Source organism: Yoonia sp. I 8.24 (assembly GCF_022096995.1).
Taxonomy (GTDB): domain Bacteria; phylum Pseudomonadota; class Alphaproteobacteria; order Rhodobacterales; family Rhodobacteraceae; genus Yoonia.
This window is the reverse complement of sequence record NZ_JACXGQ010000001.1, coordinates 260,964-278,791: the sequence shown is the minus strand read 5'-3', so window position 1 is coordinate 278,791 and position 17,828 is coordinate 260,964. Positions and strand designations below refer to the sequence as shown.

Sequence of the window (17,828 nt, the reverse complement as noted above, 5' to 3'; positions counted from 1 at the left end):
CCAAATGTTCCAGGGAATGGGTTCGTTCTGGAACGAAACGGATATTAGCCCCATTTCATCAAACCAACGCCTCGCCAGCGCCTGAAATCGCGCCGTCGGTTGATGCGTCGCCCATCAGCATTTCGTTGTGTGCTTTGCCTGACGGGATCATCGGGAAGCAGTTTTCGTGCTTTTCGACCAAGCAATCAAACAGCACAGGACCGTCATAGGTGATCATTTCCATGATCGCATCGTCCAGCGTATCGGGGTCGTGGCATTGGATGCCTTTCGCGCCGAATGCTTCGGCCAGTTTTACAAAATCGGGCAGGGATTCAGACCAGCTGGAAGAATAGCGTTCGCCGTGCAGCAATTGCTGCCACTGGCGCACCATGCCCAGACGTTCGTTGTTCAAGATGAACTGTTTGACGGGCAGGTTGAACTGCATTGCGGTGCCAAGTTCTTGCATGTTCATCAACCAAGATGCTTCGCCAGCGACGTTGATGACCAAAGCATCAGGATGCGCCATTTGCACGCCGATCGACGCGGGGAAACCGTAGCCCATTGTCCCTAGACCACCAGATGTCATCCAGCGGTTTGGGTTTTCAAATCCAAGATACTGCGCGGCCCACATTTGGTGCTGGCCGACCTCTGTTGTGATGTAACGGTCGTGCTTTTTCGTCAGTTCTTCAAGACGTTGCAGCGCGTATTGCGGTTTAATGATCTTGCCTTCTTGATTGAAATCAAGGCATTTCACCGCGCGCCAATCGTTGATTTGATCCCACCAGTTGGACAGTCCTTCTTGGTTGGTTTTGCGGCCGCGGGCTTTCCACACGTTCAGCAGGTCTTCCAAAACATGGGCCACATCCCCCAAGATCGGAATATCGACATGGATGACCTTGTTGATTGATGACGCATCAATATCGATATGCGCTTTTTTGGAGCCGGGGCTGAACGCATCCAGACGGCCTGTGATCCGGTCATCAAACCGCGCCCCGATGTTGATCATCAAGTCGCAGTCGTGCATCGCCATATTTGCTTCATAAAGCCCATGCATGCCCAACATGCCCAACCAATTGTCGCCGGACGCTGGATAGCAGCCCAAACCCATCAAGGTTGAGGTGATCGGGAAATTCGTGGCGGCTACCAATTCGCGCAGTAATTGTGAGGCCGCCGGACCAGAGTTGATGACCCCGCCGCCAGTATAAAATAAGGGACGTTTGGCCGTCTCCATCGCCTTGGCCAATTCAGTGATGGCGTCCATGTCACCCTTTACCTGTGGGTTATAATGCGTCTCAACCTGTTTGGCTTGCGTGTAGGTGCCGGTCGCAAATTGAACATCCTTAGGGATGTCGATCAAAACCGGACCAGGGCGGCCTGATGTTGCGACATGGAATGCCTCGTGCAGGGTCGCGGCCAGCTTGTCGGTCTCTTTGACCAGCCAATTATGCTTGGTGCAGGGGCGGGTGATGCCAACGGTGTCAGCCTCTTGGAAGGCATCTGATCCGATCATGAATGTCGGCACTTGGCCTGTCAGAACGATCAGCGGGATGCTGTCCAGCAGCGCATCTGTCAGCCCGGTCACAGCGTTTGTCGCGCCAGGGCCAGATGTCACCAATGCAACGCCGGGTTTTCCGGTTGAACGCGCATACCCTTCGGCGGCATGAACGGCCCCTTGTTCGTGGCGCACCAAAACATGGGTGATGCTGTTTTGCTGAAAAATCTCGTCATAGATCGGCAGGACGGCACCGCCAGGGTATCCAAAGACGACTTCCACACCCTGATCGATCAAGGCCTGTACTACCATTTTTGCGCCCGTCATGGCTTTTGTCATTGTTCTCGCGTCCTATCCGCTGGTGTTATCATTAGTCACAAAAAAACCCCCGAGAGTGTCGGAGGCGCATGGGATCGTTATGGTCTTACCGTTACCGGCCCATGCGCATGTATCTTAGAATGAGTACGACCTTGGTCATCGGGTTTCCTTTGCGTGTAGGGCGACAATAAAGGGGGCAAAACGGAGGGTCAACAGGCGATTGGAGAAAATGTCGTTTGTGAGCGTATTTTTGGAACTTTATTTCTGGCAAGTGCGGCATCCCGACTTAAGCAGGTCTTAGGGAAATGAAGGTAGAGGTTCATTGTGCCCATGGAAACTGGAAAAAAGTATGGACCAGATACTTACAAAACTTATGCCACGCGCTTGGTGGCATTGGCCTATTTCGGTGATCTTTTGGAGCGTGATCGATTCCCTTGTCGTCATCGCAATAGAATTTCTAATTATGGGGGTCGGATCGCATAAATTCACAGAGCATTTTTGGATTTCGATGACAACCTCTACACCGCTGGTTACGATTGCTCTTGTTTTGATTGTACGTGGCGAAAGACTGCGTCGTGACGCGATGCGTTTGGCACGGACAGATTCTTTAACAGGCCTGCTAAATCGCGGGGCGTTTATGGCACGTCTTGAAAAACAAACGAACGGCGTTCTGTTTATGCTCGACCTTGATCACTTTAAGGACGTGAATGACGGCTTTGGCCATCCTGTAGGCGACGAGGTTTTGCGTGGCATGGCTGACAGGATGCGTCATCTGGTGCGCGCAACCGACATTGTTGGACGTTTAGGGGGTGAAGAATTCGCAATATTTGTGGCAGACATTGACTCTGAAAGTGCCGAGCAACTTGGCGCGCGACTAAGTGAAGGGGTACGCCACATAGAGGCGTATTCCGGCACTGCTATCAATGTCACATCGTCGGTTGGGTTGCTGCAGGCCAACGGCAAGTTGGATACCAAACACATGTTAAGTGAAGCTGACAAGGCGCTTTACGTCGCCAAAGCAAGCGGTCGGGCACGCGCGGTTTGGGGCGGCGACGATTCCTCAGTAGAACTCTGGTTGCCGCCGCCGGTATCAGCGTAAATCTGCACAAGGGGCTAGGTAGTGTCCGTGCCTATTTTATCTTGCGTTTGCGTGTCAAAGTCCTCGGCGTCGTGGCGTTCGTGTAGCTGACCCTCGGGCGGGCCAAATGTGCGGTTGACCATCGCGCCGCGCTGATATGCAGGTCGCGACATGACCTCATCCGCCCAGCGGATCACATTCTTATAGATGCCAACGTCGAGAAATTCACCCGCATCATATGCCCCGCCTTGCACCATGCGCCCATACCATGGCGCGGTGGCAATATCGGCGATTGTGTAGTCAGCGCCTGATAGGAACTGCACCTCGCCTAGACGACGGTCGAGCACATCAAGCTGGCGCTTTGCCTCCATTGCAAAACGGTTAATTGGGTATTCGAATTTTTCAGGGGCATAGGCGTAAAAATGGCCAAAGCCACCGCCCATGTAAGGCGCAGATCCCTGCAGCCAAAACAGCCAGTTCATCGCTTCGACACGTGCTGCAGGATCTTTGGGCAAGAATGCCCCAAATTTTTCTGCCAAATACAAAAGGATGGCGCCGCTCTCAAAAACCCGGCTACCAGTCCCATGGTCCATGAGCGCGGGGATTTTTGAATTTGGGTTCACATCGACAAACCCGCTGCCAAATTGGTCACCATCTCCGATACGGATCAGCCACGCGTCATATTCAGCGTCATGTCCGGCCGCGAGCAATTCTTCAAGCATCACTGTAACCTTCACCCCATTTGGTGTCGCGAGCGAGTAGAGTTGCAAGGGATGTTTGCCGATGGGCAGAGCCTTATCATGGGTGGGCCCCGCGATGGGACGGTTAATGCTGGCAAACTCGCCGCCATTTTTTGCATCCCATGTCCAAACCTTTGGCGGGACATATGTATTGCTGCCAGTCATTTATTGCTCCGATATGGTCATTGATTGTTCATGTGCAAATTGTGCTAGCAAACCGCCTAAGTGCAAGGCATTTTTATAAATTTGAACGTCGGCATTTGCGCGGTGGCGTCGAAATGTCGACGTGAAAGCAACGGTTTGTGACTTTCGACCAATATTCGCAAGACATCTGAAATTTCTATGAAATAGTGCCCTCACGAAGAAATGATTCAAGAAAGGGACGGCGAATGTCGAAAAACCAACCCCATACTATCTGGTCAACCTTCAAACGAGTTGCATTTTTATCTTCAACAGGCTGCGCCGCGAGTCTTGGCCTTGTTGCCGCTTCCGCAACTCAGGTGCACGCGCAAGAACAATGTGCGACCTATACGGTTGTGCGCGGCGACGTCCTAAGCAGTATCGCGCGACGCGCCGATGTGCGGGGCGGCTACCAAGCGCTTTACAACGCGAACACGGATATTTTGCCAAGCCCGAATTTGCTGGAGGTTGGGCAGGTGCTTAAAATCCCATGTGCGGATGGATCTTTGCCTTTGACGCTCAGTGTTGCAGCGCCCGCGGTGTCGACCGCCCCGACCTTACAACCCGATAGCCTCGATCGTCCGCTGCGGCTTGTGACCTCGAGCGGTTACGCCCCCTTCACAGACGAGAGCCTGCCCGGTGGCGGCCTGTTCACGCAAATGGTGCGCCGTTCGCTCGAACTGGGTAACGAAGAGCAGGCATTCGACATCATGTTCGTGAACGACTGGGGCTCGCACCTTGAGGTGCTTTTGCCGTCAGGAGCGATCGATATGGCATTCCCGTGGTACAGGCCCGATTGCAGCAAGCTTGAAAACCTTTCCGCGCCAAACGCGGTGCGTTGTACGGATTTCAACCATTCTGAACCGTTTTATGACGCGCTTGTGGGCTATTACACCTTGGCTGGCAGCGCCTATGAGAACGCGGACACCTATGAAGACCTGTATGGTGCGCGGCTTTGTCGCCCGGAGGTCTGGTTTACCTTTGACCTTGAGGCCGAAGCATTGGTCGCCCCAAATATTGAGCTGATCCAAGCCGAGACGCAGGCAGCCTGCTGGGATCTTTTGCGCGAAGGCGAGGTTGATGTTGTGACATATGACGCGCTGCCCGCAGAGGAAGACGCGGATAACGCAGGCATGACGGATGTTGTCGTTGATTTGCCTGAACTGACATCGCAACAGACCCTGCATGTGTTCGTGTCGAAGACCAACCCCAATGGCGATGCCTATATGGATATCATCAATGCGGGGCTCGAAGACCTGCGCCTGTCGGGCGAGTGGTTCGAAATTGTCCGCGAAGGCATCAAAACCACGGTTGAAAACTAAACACTGTTGCGCCCGTCTTGGGCGGGCGCAAGACCTATTGGATTCCAGTGCCTTGCAGCACCCCATGTTCCATCGCGTAGCGTGTTAACCCTGCGGTGGAACTGATCCCGAGTTTGCTTTTGATGTTGTTGCGGTGGGTTTCCACGGTGCGCACGGAAATATTCAAAATCCGCGCGACTTCCTTGTTGGATTTGCCTTGGGCCAATTCAAGCAGGATCGTTTGTTCCCGGCTGGTGAGCGCCTCGCGCCCGCCGTTGATTTTTGGACGCAACGATCCTTTGGCGCCGGTGCAAAGATATTGCTCGCCCGCAAGCACCGCATCAATTGCTTGGCGGATTGAATCTGTTGGCACATCCTTCAGAATATAGCCGCTCGCACCGTGGCTTAGCGCCGTCGAGATATATTCAGGGCTGTCATGCATCGATAGGATCACGATCAATGTCTCAGGACGCTTTTCAAGGATCATCTCAGTCGCGGCCAACCCCGAAAGGCCTGGCATATTCAGATCAAGCAAGATTACGTCAGGCGCCAGTGCTTTGACCTGATCAACGGCATCTTGGCCGTTGTTGAGCGCACCAACCACGTCGATGTCATCATAGCTTTCAAGGATTGCTTGAATGCCTTCGGTGACCATAGGGTGGTCATCAACAATCAAAATGCGGATCGTCATGCGGTGTCCTTTTGCGGGTTCAGCAGGTGGGTTAGCGGAACCTGTGCTTCGATAGTGGTGCCTGTTGGGGCGCTGCGTGATGTTGTGATACGTAGGTTGCCCCCAAGCTGTTCAATGCGTTCTTGCATGTTTCGCAAGCCAAGACCATGTGTCGGTCCACGGTTCGAGGGTGGCCAGGTCATGCCAACCCCATTGTCCGTGATCCGAAGCATTGCGCCGCTGCGATGCCCCTTGAGGGACATACGCACTTGGGTTGCCTGCGCATGGCGCTCAATATTCGTGAGCGCCTCTTGCGCGATGCGGTACAGCGCGATCCGGGCATCTTGATCAAGTCGGTTGCGAAAAACCACGGTTTCAAATGAGGTTGCAATGCCCGTGCGATTACGAAAATCATCCGTCAAGGCCTGTAGGGCAGGGCCAAGCCCAAGATCATCCAAGACACCCGGTCGCAGATCGCGGCTGATGCGGCGCACTTCTTGGATGGTTTGGCTCAGCCCATCGATCCCCCGGTCAAGGCTGGCATGATCACCGGCCCCTGATTTTCGGCGGGTCAATTCGAGCGCATAGCGCACCCCAACAAGCATTTGGCTAATGCCGTCATGCAGCTCGCGTGCCACACGGCCACGTTCTTCTTCTTGGGTGTCGATGATACGCTGTGTCAGCTCTTTAAGCTTGACGTCCGCCAACCGCCTTTCGCGAATATTCAGGACCATCCCGGTCAGAAACACCCCCATGAGCGCCGCGATCGTGATCGCGACGATGTAGTAGGATGTGCGGGTGATACGGGCTTGCACCTCTGCGCGGGAAACAGCAACGTTTTCAAGTACATCGTCGATAAATATCCCGGTCCCAATGACCCACCGCCAATCCTGAAACCCATTCACATAGGCGATCATGCTGGCCTGTTCGCCCGTTGATGGTTTGGTCCAGACAAAACTGTGATAGCCGCCGCCCGTGCGCGCGATCCGGATCAGATCATCGGTGATCGCCGTGCCGTTGACATCCGTCAACCCCAGCCAATTGCGCCCAATCAAATCAGTTTGACGCGGCGCGACAAGATTGTTGCCGTCGTAGTCAAACACAAAGAAATACCCGTCTTGGCCATAAAGCATTGACGAGAGTTGCTGGGTGACCGCCAATTTGGCGGCATCATCATCAGGGGCGGCGCGACCATAGGTATTCACCACTGCCGTTCGCGCAATCGACAGATAATTCTTAAGCTCAGCACGTTTCGTCGCGATCAGTTGTGTTTCAAGCGCCTGAATTTCACGTTCGGCCAATTGGGTGGATTGGGTCGTGACCACAATCGAGATCAAAAAAACCGCGATGACAAGCGGTAGAGTAGCCAAAAGAAATATCTTTTGCCCATAGCCAATCGAAAACATGTCGCGCAGGCGCGTGTAAAACGGTGTCATGCGCCGATCGTTAGCGGGGAATCAGCCACGAATCAAACCCCTGACTGTCGCCTTTGGTGTGCTCTCTATTCCGTGATCGCCTAATAATAATGCAAATTGGTGCAAAAAATGTACCAAAAACACCCAATCTACGTAGAACTACGTATTTTACGTTTGGAAAACTGTCGTTAGTGTCGCCGGACGAAAATCGATCGCGTCTTGGCCGTGTTGTGGCCAAGGAAATAATATCTGGGAGGAAATTTCATGGATCGCCGTTCATTTCTAAAGAATTCTGCACTTGGCGGGACAGCCGCAGCCGCAACAGCGCTTGCCGCACCTGCGTATGCACAAGGCAACCGCACGCTGACGCTCGTCACCACATGGGGCCGCGGCCTTGCTGGTGTACACGACGCTGCACAGCGCGCAGCTGACACAATCACAGCGATGTCAGGCGGGTCTTTGACCATCGACCTGAAAGCAGCTGGCGAATTGGTTGGTGCGTTCGAAGTGTTTGACGCTGTGACCTCTGGTCAGGCTGACATGTACCACGGTGCTGACTACTACTTCGTCAACCAGCACCCAGGTTACGCCTATTTCACATCTGTGCCGTTCGGCATGACGCCGCAAGAGATCTCTAACTGGTACTACCAAGGCGAAGGCCAAGGTTTCCACGACGAGCTGGGCCAAATCTTTGGTCTGAAATCTTTCCTCGCAGGTAACACTGGCCCACAAGCGGGTGGTTGGTTCTCAAAAGAGATCACTGGCCCAGAAGATTTCCAAGGTCTGAAATTCCGTATGCCTGGCCTTGGCGGTCAAGCACTTGGTAAAATGGGCGCATCTATTCAGAACCTTCCGGGTGCTGAAGTGTACCAAGCGCTGGCTTCTGGCGCGATTGACGGCACAGAGTGGATCGGCCCATGGGCTGATGAAAAAGCTGGTTTCCAAGAAATCACCAAGTTCTACTACACAGCTGGGATGCACGAGCCGGGCGCAGCCCTGTCTTTGGCAACAAACCTTGATGTGTTCGAAAGCCTGAGCCCAGAGCACCAGAAAATCATCGAAGTTGCATCTGGTGAAGCCCACCAGTGGAACCTCGCACAGTTCATGAACAACAACGGTGCAGCGCTTCAGCGTCTGCAAGCTGGTGGTGTTAAGGTTCTGGAATTCCCTGACACAGTTTGGGATGCGATGGGTGTTGCTGCGAAAGAAACGCTTGATCAATATGCTGGCGACGACATCTATGATCGTCTGCGCGCAAGCTACAACGCATCTATGGCTGCGTCTTCTTCTTGGATCCAAAAATCCGAAGGTGCGTACCGCACACAGCGTGACCGCGTAATGGGCTAAGCCCATTCACGGTTTTTGAAACGATAGTCATGAGGGCCCAATGCAAACGCATAGGGGCCCTCATGCGTCAGGCGCTTTGTGATAGCGCCATAAGAATTTTCTAAAAGGGGTGGGACATGGGCCTGGTCGAAGCTTGGGGGGGGAACCCCGTTGGGTGGTTCTTTGCGAACCTCATCGAAGCATTTTATAACTTTGGTTATGCGGTGACGCATCCCGGCCAATGGTTGTCTTGGGTCCCCTTTACAAATGCGGCAATGGCCGACCTTGAGGTCAAAGAAGCGCTGATGCGCTTTATTTACTACGGTGCCTCGGTCGAGCTTTTCTTTGTCGTCTTCGTGATCTTCCTGATCGTCAGCATCATCGGATTTGTGAACAACCACTTTATGTGGGGCTGCGTGCGGGTCCTCGAAGGGTTTGCCAATAAGGTGGGCCGCTTTTTTGCATGGGCCGGGCTTTTGATGGTGCTGCAACAGATCGTCATCATCTTTATGCAACGGATCTTCGCGGTTTCTGAAATCGGTGTGGGTTTTGGCGTGAACTTTGCCAAAGACGTCAGCTGGTGGTCCGAGGAATTGAAGCTGTTTAACGCCATGATCGTTTGCATGTGTGCGAGCTATACATTCGTCCAAGGCGGGCACGTCCGCGTTGATCTGGTTTATTCCGCCGTCAGTTTCCGCACCAAACGGATCATCGACATGGTCGGTTCGCTGCTGCTGATGATCCCCGCGGCCATCCTGACATGGCTTTATGGATGGTTTTTCTTGTGGCGCAACCTTGTGGTGCCAAACCCATCCGCATCAGATAGCCTTGATCGTTTGGTGAACAAGGCGCGTGCCTTGCGCTGGAACGTCGAAACAATTGGCTTTTCGCCAAACGGGTTTAACGCCTACTTTCTGTTCAAAATCCTGCTGGTCACCTTCACATTCATGGTGATGTTGCAGGCTGTTGCGTTCTTCTATCGCTCTTACCTAGAGCTGAAAGAAGGCCCGCAAAGCGAAGGTAAATATCTTGACCGCGATGTCATTGGCGATGAAACCGCCGAACTTGTCGCAGAAATTCACTAAGGTAGGACCGAAGATATGCTTTTAGGTTTAGATGGCGTTGAAATCGGCATTATGATCGTCTTTTTGACGTTGTTTGCTGGTATTTTGTCGGGCTTCCCTGTCGCTTTTGCGATTTCAGGTTCTGCCGTCATTTCGTTTGGTGTGATCGCGGCACTCGATAGTTCGGGTCTATTGATCCACGCGGCGATTGATACAAATTCCGCTGAATATGCAGGGCTGATTGCCGAAGGTGTGCGCACCGATGCGATTTCGGTGTTCCGATACCCTGATTTGCCACGCTATGAACATGTGTTGTTCCCCAATGGCTGGGAACAAGCGCTTGATCGGAATATCGGCTTTCTTGTGAACCGGATGAACGAACGGGTTCTGGCGGGGCAGTCTATCGAAACACTGCTTGCCGTTGTGATGTTCGTCATGATGGGTATCGTGTTGGAACGTTCGCGGATCGCGGATGAATTGCTGACGACGATGGCCAAAGTGTTTGGCCCGTTGCCCGGTGGTTTGGCCGTTTCTATCGTAATCGTGGGTGCGTTCTTGGCGGCATCTACAGGGATCGTTGGTGCAACGGTTGTGACGATGGGGCTTTTGGCGCTGCCGACAATGTTGAAGAATGGCTATTCACCTGAACTCTCGACAGGTGTGATTGCGGCCTCTGGCACATTGGGTCAGATCATTCCGCCGTCCATCGTGATCGTGCTTTTGGGCACGCTGGCAGGTGATCTTTATTCCGCAGCACAAGAAGAGCGCGCGCAGCTTGCCGGCTGTTCAGATGCGTTGACTTATCTGGGTGAACCGGCTGTTGTATCAGTGGGGACATTGTTCCAAGCGGCGATGTTGCCGGGGATCATGCTCGCCGTGCTCTACGCGGGCTATGCCTTTGTCTTTGCGATGATTAACCCATCCAAAGCCCCACCTGTGCAGTTTGAAAGCACAGGTTCTGGCGAACACGTCACCCGTAACGAGGCATTCACATGGTTCCTTGCGGTACCCGTGGCGGTTATTGGCCTGACCATCGGGCTTGGCCAAACCGGGCTGATGGGATCGCAGACCATTATCGTTGATAGCTTTACCGATGCTGGGCAAACGGCGTCACTGCGTACGAACGTCGGCGATGATTGTGCCGTTGCGATGCAAGCACTGCACGGCGCCGAAGCCTGGGAAACGGCCCTGTCTGAGCAGGCCGCAATCGAGGCTGCGGGCGGCGTCGTTGAAGCGCGTGCGCTATCTGACGAAGAACGCGCGACAATCATGGCGGCAAAAGTCGAAGCAGCGGCACCCATTGGCAAAGGGATCGGCATCACTGCTATGTTCCTTGCGCTGATCTTTGCCGTGGCACGCGGGGTGGCCCCAAGCAAGGACCCACGCCCGCTGCTGATCGGTGCCGCAGGAATCGCGCTGTTGTTGCTGGTTGATCTTGTGCTGATCACGCCGTTGACATCACCGGGCTGGACCACGCTCTATATCGCGATCCCGCTTTACGTGACCTATCTGGGGCTTCGTCCTGCGTTTAGATATTTGGCGGGAAATGAGATTTTGCGCGTTGTCTTCCCGCCGCTTGTGTTGATCATTGCAGTGTTGGGTTCGATCCTTGGCGGGATCACCAACCCAACCCCGGCTGCGGCTTTGGGGGCAGGCGGTGCGCTTTTGCTCGCGGCCTACCGCAAACGTCAAGACCAAGGGCTGTCAGGCAACATCGTGCTTTACACCACCGGGGCCATCGCATTGATGCTGTTGGTTGGGGTTAACTTTGACATGCGCATCGGCCAAGAGGTCGTTTTGTTGGAAAATAAAATTGCGTACCTCGTGGCTTTCGTCAGCTTCCTTTATGCGATGTTCGGTCTGGGCTGGTCCTGCTGGGTGCTGCTATCAGGTGGGGTGTTATCACCGGTCGTGCGTGAAACCGCCAAAGTCACATCGATGGTATTCACCATCCTGATCGGGTCGCAGTTGCTGAACCTTGTGCTGATTTCCTTTGGCGGTGAACACTATATCCAACAGTTCTTGCGCTCGTTCGACAATGAGTGGACGGTCTTCCTGCTGGTGATGTTCGTGCTGTTCATCTTGGGGTTTGTGCTGGATTTCTTGGAAATCATCTACATCGTGATCCCCATCGTGGGGCCGGTCATTTATGGCGGCACGTTTGATCCCAAATGGGTGACCATCATGATCGCGGTGAACTTGCAAACATCGTTCCTGACACCGCCCTTTGGCTTTGCGCTGTTCTATCTGCGTGGCGTTGCGCCCAAGTCGATCACCACTGGGCAGATCTACCGTGGGGTCATGCCATTCATCGGCATTCAGGTGGCGGCACTGCTGCTGTTGGCCTTGGTGCCAAGCGTTGTGACAATCGTGCCAAACCTGCTGAAATAAGGGCAGGGGCATCGGTCAACAAAGGCGCGCGCAGGAAACTGCGGGCGCCTTTTTCGTTTCGGATGGGGTTAAATGCGCCCGTCAGGCAGTTGGATTTGCGCGACCTGTTCAGCAATCGGATCGTTGGACAGCGGGTGCACATCCGATGAGTGGTTTGCAGGGTCGCCCAACGGTGTCCACTGACCGCCTTTGTAAATCTCAAGCCCTGCGAATTTGGATTTATAGTCCATTTTCGGGCTGCCGGGGACCCAATACCCAAGATAGATATAGGGCAGGCCAAGTTCCTGCGCGATCGCGATGTGATCCAGAATAATATAGGTGCCAAGCGATAGTTTCTCGAGCGCCGGGTCGAAAAACGAATAGACCATCGACAGCCCATCATCAAGAATATCGGTCAGGCACACCGCTTTAAGTGCGCGCGCGTCGGTATACTCGATCAGCCGCGACCGGATCGGCGTTTCTTCAACCATTGCCGCGAATTCGAACATATCCATATCCGCCATTCCCCCGGAGGCGTGCCGCCCATCAAGGTAGTCGCGAAACAAATCGTATTGCTCTTCGGTTGCCCACGGCGATGTCGCACGGCGCGCAAGATAAGATGCGCGTTTTGCAACGCGGCGTTGGCTGCGCGAGGGGCTGAATTTTGAAATATCAATCCGCGCCGACATACAGGCCGAACATTCGGCACAGGATGGGCGGTAAAGCACATTCTGAGAGCGACGAAACCCTTGCTTAGAAAGAGAATCGTTCAGCTTTGTCGCGCTGTCGCCCTGCAATGCTGTGAACAATTTTCGCTCCATCCTGCCTTCAAGGTAAGGGCAGGGTTGCGGTGCAGTAACATAGAACTGCGGTGCAATAGGAAGCGTGTGGCGCATAAGAAGATCCGGATTGTTGCGTCAAAAAGCTTAGCAATCCGTTTTCCCGAGGCCAAGCCCCTGTTTTGAATGTGCGGACACGCCTTTTAGACATGTGGTAATTCTGTGATGAATGGGCTCAAATGTCGCGATTGACTGCATAGGTGCCCAGCAGATAGTCGGTCAACCCTTTGGCTTGCGGCGAAACCAGCATCAAGATGACCGAGATCAATTGCAAGGGTGCTACGCAGATACTGATTGAATAGCCCAACGTGTGGAAAAATGCAGTTTGCGATGAAAGCGGGTGGTCGTAAACGTCGCGCAGCGTAATCCCCACCATGCGCATACCCCATGTGGCTGACCCGTTGGCGATGGTGATCCAGCGGTAAAAGAACCCAATCACCAGCATCAAAAACGGAAAGAAAAATATCCCGGTAAAGGCGGTAAAGGGCAGCGCCAGTGTGCAGATAATCCCGATGGCAATCATGTCAAAAACCCAAGCAATTCCGCGTTTTACGACGACGCCTGTAAATGCAGTTGCAGGATCATAAGTATAGGTGGTCATAAAAAACCTCGCATAAATACAGGGTGGGGGTGACCCAGATATTTGGATCACCCGATTGCCGTTAGTGGCTTGGCTCTGGCAATGCGTCGTCTTCGACTGCATCGGCACGTTCGTTCATGAATTGGTCGAACTCAGCCTTATCCTTGGAGTCGCGTAGGCGCTTGAGGAAAGCTTCGAAATTGTCCTGCTCGTCTTCAAGACGGCGCAGTGTTTCCTGCTTATAGGCGTCAAAGGCGGTGTTTCCGCTGGTATGGCGCATATGGCGGCGGTGTGTGCGGTGGGATTTGTGACTGCAAGATTTGTTAAACATGCGTTTGCTCCAGATCATATAGGCAAGAAGGGCGAGGCCAACAGGCCAGACAAAGATGAAACCCAGAACCATGGCCGCGATCCAGGCGCCTTTGCCCCGCTCGTCAAGCCAGGCCTCGGCGCGGGCGAAAAACCCTAAGGGGCTGCTGTGTCCCATCGAAGTCTGGGGGGTTGCGGTGTTCATGGTGGGCTCCTTTGTGATGTGTTTGTTTATGTGAATGCCTTTCACATGAATAGATATCGGCATAAAGCGTCCGCGCTTCAAGGGTAAATGTGAATGTTTTTTACATTTACATTTGTGTGGGTTTATTTTCAGTGTGTTAGGTGAAAAATATTGTGATATCATCTACAGTTTTCGCTCGAAATGCGGAATTCTTCATGACGATAATGTCTTTTTTGAGGGCTGAGCCGCCGCAGGCGTGATTGACCAGCCTGTCACAGAGGGTAACTGTACCCCATGTCTTTTATTGATCGCCTGACCCGTTGCCCGCGCCCGTATGACCCTGATCGGGGGGCAGACGCGCTATCACATCTCACAGATTTACCCGCAGACATTGCCCCGCTTATTGTTGGGACAGCAGGGTGCAGCCCATATCTTGCAGGGTTGATTGAAAAAGAAGCCGGGTGGATCGTGCCTGCACTCGAAGATCCCGAAGCGGCGGTGCGCGAAATTTTAACGCAGATCCCACGTGTCACCTTGCAAGATCTGACCGGACATTTGCGCCAATGCAAACGTCGGATTGCGTTGATCACAGCGCTGGCGGACCTGGGCGGTGTTTGGCCTTTGGAAACAGTAACGCAGGTGTTGACCGATTTTGCGGATGCATCCGTTCAGGCCGCGCTGGTGCAACTGGTCGCGGCAGAGGTCGCACGTGGCAAGCTACCGGGCGGCGATGACCCAGCTTTGGCTGGCGGTATGTTTGCATTGGCGATGGGTAAAATGGGAGCGGGAGAGCTCAACTATTCCTCAGACATCGACCTGATCTGCCTGTTCGATGAAACCCGGTTTGACCCAGATGATTACCACGCAGTGCGCGCGAGTTTCATCCGTGTCACACGTAAGATGGCGGCGATGTTGTCAGACGTTCGCGAAGGGGGCTATGTGTTTCGTACCGACCTACGCTTGCGCCCTGATGCGTCATCGACGCCTGTCTGCCTGTCCGCTGAAACGGCCGAGCGCTACTATGAAAGTCTTGGGCGGACCTGGGAACGCGCCGCTTATATCAAGGCGCGGACTTGTGCCGGTGACAATGGGGCGGGCGCGCGTTTCTTAAAGGCGTTACACCCGTTTGTGTGGCGCAAACATTTCGACTTTGCGGCGATCCAAGATGCGCATGATATGCGGCTCAAAATTCGCGACCACAAAGGGCTGCACGGGGAATTGGCGCTCGAAGGCCATAACATAAAGCTTGGGCGCGGCGGAATCCGCGAGATTGAATTTTTCACGCAGACGCGGCAGTTGATCGCCGGTGGGCGTGATGACAGATTGCGGGTGCGCGGTACAAAGGCGGGTCTGACCGCATTGGTTGCGACAGGCTGGTTGGCTGAAGTTGACGCTGAAACACTTTATGATGATTATAAATATCATAGAGATATCGAACATCGGTTACAGATGGTGAATGACCAGCAGACCCATCATTTGCCCTCGGATGTCGCTGGGTTTGAACGCTTGGCAGCCTTTATGGACACCGAAGTGGCCGCGTTGCGCCAAGAGATTACGCGGCGCTGTACCGAGGTGCACGCGCTGACCGAAGGGTTCTTTGCCCCGGATGCTGCGCCTGTTGTGATGGATGATTGGGGCGGGGATGTTGTCGCTGGCTGGCGCAATTACCCGGCCCTGCGATCCGCACGAGCCGTCGAAATTTTTGAACGGCTCAAACCTGAAATATTGGCAAAGTTGCGAGATGCGTCGAAACCTGATGAGGCGTTGTTGCAGTTCGACGGATTCCTTGCTGGTCTGCCCGCTGGGGTGCAGTTGTTTTCTTTGTTTGAAGCCAATCCGCAATTGACTCAATTGATCGTGGATATCGCCGCGACAGCACCGGCTTTGGCGCAGTATCTGTCACGCAACGCTGGTGTTTTTGACGCCGTCATCGGGGGCGCGTTTTTCAACCCTTGGCCCGGCGAGGCCGCGCTGCAATCTGAATTATCCGCGGCCTTGGCCGCTTTGGATGATTACGAAACACAGCTGATAACCGCGCGGCGATGGGCAAAGGAATGGCACTTTCGGATTGGTGTCCATTTGCTGCGCGGCTTGATCACCGCCGAAGTCGCCGGGAGCCAATATGCGGATCTGGCTGGCGCTGTTGTGGCTGGGCTTTGGCCTGTTATCGTTTCTGAATTTGAAACAAAGCACGGGCCGATGCCCGGACGCGGTGGCGTTGTGTTGGGGATGGGGTCATTGGGCGCGGGTCGTTTGAATGCAGAATCTGACCTTGATCTGATCATGATATATGATGCGCAAGGCGTTGATATGTCGGAGGGGCGCCGTCCTTTGGCGACACGTGCCTATTATGCGCGGTTGACGCAGGCGCTCGTGACCGCTTTGTCGGCGCAGATGTCCGAAGGACGACTGTATGAAGTTGATATGCGCTTGCGGCCTTCGGGGCGTGCCGGGCCGGTTGCGACTTCTTTTGACTCGTTCAAACATTACCAAACGCAGGAGGCCTGGACATGGGAGCATCTGGCCTTGACGCGCGCACGCGCAATCGCTGGCAATGCCGAATTGGCCGGTCAGATCGAAGAATTTCGCCAAGAGGTTTTGGCGACAAAGGGGCAGGGTGCGACGGTGCTGTCTGATGTTGCGGATATGCGGCGGCGCATTTCAGAGACAAAACCGCCACAGGGCGCGTGGGACCCCAAAATCGGCCCGGGGCGTTTGCAAGACATTGAGCTGTTTGCACAGATGGCGTGTTTGCGTGCAGGCGCAGCTGCGCGCGATTTGACGGGGCAGGTGCAAGCAGGTGTCGCGGACGGTTGGTTGAATGCCGCTGATGCGCAGGCGTTGACCGGTGCGGCGGGGCTTATGTGGCGTGTGCAGGCGGTTGCACGCTTGTTGACCGGTGGGCCGCTACGCCCAGATGAAATTGGTGAAGGGGCCAAACGATTGATTTTGCGTGAAACAGATTGCCAAGACTTGGATGCGCTTGCCGATCAGATGTTCGTACAGGCAAGGGATGCAGATGCAGTGATTTGCCGGATGTTGGGGGGCGCAGATGACGCGTGATCCCATTGATCCGACCGGGTTGATAGCGGAGTCATTTTTGATCGAAGGTATTTCCTTGGCAGAATGCCGCACCATTTTTCTGGAATGGGCGATGGGGATTTCTGCGGATGTCGATACACTGGCGGCCGTTAAAATCCACCTTGCACGCCATCGCGATGGCCAGCCAGATCACCCGATGATAGCGACCCTTGAGGCGGCGTTGGGGGATGTGCGCCCGCCCAAACGCAGGGGCGGTAGGCGGGCGCGTGTGCCCGAATAACTAGCCCACTTGTAGCTGTGATGCTTCGCGTGCAATGGCTTCGATACCAGCCCAATCGCCTGCAACGACCAAATTTTGGGGGGCAACCCAAGAGCCGCCGACGCAAAGTGTGTTGCTCAGGGTAAGATAATCATTGGCGTTTTTGAGGCTGACGCCGCCGGTCGGGCAGAATTTGACCTGCGGGATCGGCGCACCAATTGCCTTAAGCGCAGGGGCGCCGCCATTGGTTTCTGCAGGAAAGAACTTTTGCACGGTGTAACCGCGCTCTAGCAGGCGCATGGCTTCGGATGCGGTGGCGATGCCGGGTAGAAGCGGCATATCATTGGCTTCGCACGCGTCCAGCAGGCGGTCCGTTGCGCCGGGCGCAACCCCAAATGTCGCGCCTGCTTTCTTGGCGGCTTCGACGTCTTGCGAAGTTAGCAAAGTGCCCGCGCCGACAACGCCGCCTGCGACGCTGGCCATTTCGCGGATCACGTCAAGCGCTGCAGGGGTGCGCAAGGTGACTTCAAGCGCGGGCAGGCCGCCTGCGATCAATGCGCGGGCAAGGTCAGCGGCTTTGCTGGCATCATCGACAACCAAAACAGGGACCACAGGCGCCAATTGGCAAACTTTGGTGGCGGCGGCAGAGGCTTCTTGTGGGGTCATGATCTAGGCTTTCATC

At 54.4% G+C, this 17,828-nt stretch carries 15 protein-coding genes; 7 read left to right on the top strand and 8 right to left on the bottom strand.

The window, feature by feature from the left end; translation table 11 throughout:
- Positions 1-58: 58 nt before the first annotated feature.
- On the bottom strand, positions 59-1,810 hold the full coding sequence (locus Yoon_RS01415) for an acetolactate synthase 3 large subunit (RefSeq protein WP_238109488.1): 1,752 nt from the start codon (positions 1,808-1,810) through the stop codon (positions 59-61).
- Positions 1,811-2,138: 328 nt separating this feature from the next.
- Between Yoon_RS01415 and Yoon_RS01410 the strand changes: the two genes are divergently transcribed.
- On the top strand, positions 2,139-2,888 hold the full coding sequence (locus Yoon_RS01410) for a GGDEF domain-containing protein (RefSeq protein ID WP_238109484.1): 750 nt from the start codon (positions 2,139-2,141) through the stop codon (positions 2,886-2,888).
- A gap of 14 nt (positions 2,889-2,902) precedes the next feature.
- Here Yoon_RS01410 and yghU read toward each other — a convergent pair whose 3' ends face one another.
- Positions 2,903-3,772 (bottom strand): glutathione-dependent disulfide-bond oxidoreductase, encoded by an 870-nt coding sequence (yghU, locus tag Yoon_RS01405; RefSeq protein ID WP_238109481.1) that lies wholly within the window; start codon positions 3,770-3,772, stop codon positions 2,903-2,905.
- A gap of 224 nt (positions 3,773-3,996) precedes the next feature.
- On the opposite strand from yghU, the gene Yoon_RS01400 reads away from it, so the two are divergent.
- Positions 3,997-5,109: a LysM peptidoglycan-binding domain-containing protein gene (locus Yoon_RS01400; protein ID WP_238109478.1), complete on the top strand. Its 1,113-nt coding sequence runs from the start codon at positions 3,997-3,999 to the stop codon at positions 5,107-5,109.
- A gap of 34 nt (positions 5,110-5,143) precedes the next feature.
- On the opposite strand, the gene Yoon_RS01395 is transcribed toward Yoon_RS01400, so the two are convergent.
- A complete protein-coding gene (locus Yoon_RS01395; RefSeq protein ID WP_238109476.1) occupies positions 5,144-5,779 on the bottom strand; it encodes a response regulator transcription factor in 636 nt (211 codons plus the stop codon).
- Entirely contained in the window at positions 5,776-7,194 is a 1,419-nt protein-coding gene (locus tag Yoon_RS01390; protein WP_238109474.1) for a cache domain-containing protein, read from the bottom strand. The genes Yoon_RS01395 and Yoon_RS01390 overlap by 4 nt, the downstream gene beginning before the upstream one ends.
- 243 nt (positions 7,195-7,437) lie before the next feature.
- On the opposite strand from Yoon_RS01390, the gene Yoon_RS01385 reads away from it, so the two are divergent.
- From Yoon_RS01385 to Yoon_RS01375, 3 genes are all read left to right on the top strand, one after another.
- A complete protein-coding gene (locus Yoon_RS01385) occupies positions 7,438-8,520 on the top strand; it encodes a TRAP transporter substrate-binding protein (protein WP_238109472.1) in 1,083 nt (360 codons plus the stop codon).
- Positions 8,521-8,636: 116 nt separating this feature from the next.
- On the top strand, positions 8,637-9,584 hold the full coding sequence (locus Yoon_RS01380) for a TRAP transporter small permease subunit (protein WP_238109471.1): 948 nt from the start codon (positions 8,637-8,639) through the stop codon (positions 9,582-9,584).
- Positions 9,585-9,599: 15 nt separating this feature from the next.
- Positions 9,600-11,954, top strand: coding sequence for a TRAP transporter large permease subunit (locus Yoon_RS01375; RefSeq protein WP_238109470.1), 2,355 nt, complete (start codon positions 9,600-9,602; stop codon positions 11,952-11,954).
- 68 nt (positions 11,955-12,022) lie between these two features.
- Here the strand turns inward: Yoon_RS01375 and Yoon_RS01370 are convergent, their stop codons facing one another.
- From Yoon_RS01370 to Yoon_RS01360, 3 genes are all read right to left on the bottom strand, one after another.
- Positions 12,023-12,829, bottom strand: coding sequence for an arginyltransferase (locus tag Yoon_RS01370; RefSeq protein ID WP_238109469.1), 807 nt, complete (start codon positions 12,827-12,829; stop codon positions 12,023-12,025).
- Between the two features lie 118 nt (positions 12,830-12,947).
- On the bottom strand, positions 12,948-13,373 hold the full coding sequence (locus Yoon_RS01365) for an RDD family protein (protein WP_238109468.1): 426 nt from the start codon (positions 13,371-13,373) through the stop codon (positions 12,948-12,950).
- Positions 13,374-13,434: 61 nt separating this feature from the next.
- Entirely contained in the window at positions 13,435-13,866 is a 432-nt protein-coding gene (locus Yoon_RS01360; protein ID WP_238109467.1) for a DUF2852 domain-containing protein, read from the bottom strand.
- Between the two features lie 273 nt (positions 13,867-14,139).
- Here Yoon_RS01360 and Yoon_RS01355 point away from each other — a divergent pair, with 273 nt between their 5' ends.
- The gene (locus tag Yoon_RS01355; protein WP_238109464.1) at positions 14,140-16,908 is read left to right on the top strand and encodes a glutamine-synthetase adenylyltransferase; all 2,769 of its coding nucleotides are present in this window, start codon (positions 14,140-14,142) and stop codon (positions 16,906-16,908) included.
- Complete coding sequence (locus tag Yoon_RS01350; protein WP_238109462.1) at positions 16,898-17,167, top strand: hypothetical protein; 270 nt, start codon at positions 16,898-16,900, stop codon at positions 17,165-17,167. The genes Yoon_RS01355 and Yoon_RS01350 overlap by 11 nt, the downstream gene beginning before the upstream one ends.
- On the opposite strand, the gene eda is transcribed toward Yoon_RS01350, so the two are convergent.
- Complete coding sequence (gene eda / locus Yoon_RS01345) at positions 17,168-17,812, bottom strand: bifunctional 4-hydroxy-2-oxoglutarate aldolase/2-dehydro-3-deoxy-phosphogluconate aldolase (RefSeq protein ID WP_238109460.1); 645 nt, start codon at positions 17,810-17,812, stop codon at positions 17,168-17,170.
- Positions 17,813-17,828 lie beyond the last annotated feature (16 nt).

What these genes read in the sequence shown, in the direction of transcription:
- Yoon_RS01415 (WP_238109488.1), bottom strand. Translation starts at nt 1,810, where the DNA reads ATGACAAAAGCCATGACGGGCGCAAAAATGGTAGTACAGGCCTTGATC.
- Yoon_RS01410 (WP_238109484.1), top strand. Translation starts at nt 2,139, where the DNA reads ATGGACCAGATACTTACAAAACTTATGCCACGCGCTTGGTGGCATTGG.
- yghU (WP_238109481.1), bottom strand. Translation starts at nt 3,772, where the DNA reads ATGACTGGCAGCAATACATATGTCCCGCCAAAGGTTTGGACATGGGAT.
- Yoon_RS01400 (WP_238109478.1), top strand. Translation starts at nt 3,997, where the DNA reads ATGTCGAAAAACCAACCCCATACTATCTGGTCAACCTTCAAACGAGTT.
- Yoon_RS01395 (WP_238109476.1), bottom strand. Translation starts at nt 5,779, where the DNA reads ATGACGATCCGCATTTTGATTGTTGATGACCACCCTATGGTCACCGAA.
- Yoon_RS01390 (WP_238109474.1), bottom strand. Translation starts at nt 7,194, where the DNA reads ATGACACCGTTTTACACGCGCCTGCGCGACATGTTTTCGATTGGCTAT.
- Yoon_RS01385 (WP_238109472.1), top strand. Translation starts at nt 7,438, where the DNA reads ATGGATCGCCGTTCATTTCTAAAGAATTCTGCACTTGGCGGGACAGCC.
- Yoon_RS01380 (WP_238109471.1), top strand. Translation starts at nt 8,637, where the DNA reads ATGGGCCTGGTCGAAGCTTGGGGGGGGAACCCCGTTGGGTGGTTCTTT.
- Yoon_RS01375 (WP_238109470.1), top strand. Translation starts at nt 9,600, where the DNA reads ATGCTTTTAGGTTTAGATGGCGTTGAAATCGGCATTATGATCGTCTTT.
- Yoon_RS01370 (WP_238109469.1), bottom strand. Translation starts at nt 12,829, where the DNA reads ATGCGCCACACGCTTCCTATTGCACCGCAGTTCTATGTTACTGCACCG.
- Yoon_RS01365 (WP_238109468.1), bottom strand. Translation starts at nt 13,373, where the DNA reads ATGACCACCTATACTTATGATCCTGCAACTGCATTTACAGGCGTCGTC.
- Yoon_RS01360 (WP_238109467.1), bottom strand. Translation starts at nt 13,866, where the DNA reads ATGAACACCGCAACCCCCCAGACTTCGATGGGACACAGCAGCCCCTTA.
- Yoon_RS01355 (WP_238109464.1), top strand. Translation starts at nt 14,140, where the DNA reads ATGTCTTTTATTGATCGCCTGACCCGTTGCCCGCGCCCGTATGACCCT.
- Yoon_RS01350 (WP_238109462.1), top strand. Translation starts at nt 16,898, where the DNA reads ATGACGCGTGATCCCATTGATCCGACCGGGTTGATAGCGGAGTCATTT.
- eda (WP_238109460.1), bottom strand. Translation starts at nt 17,812, where the DNA reads ATGACCCCACAAGAAGCCTCTGCCGCCGCCACCAAAGTTTGCCAATTG.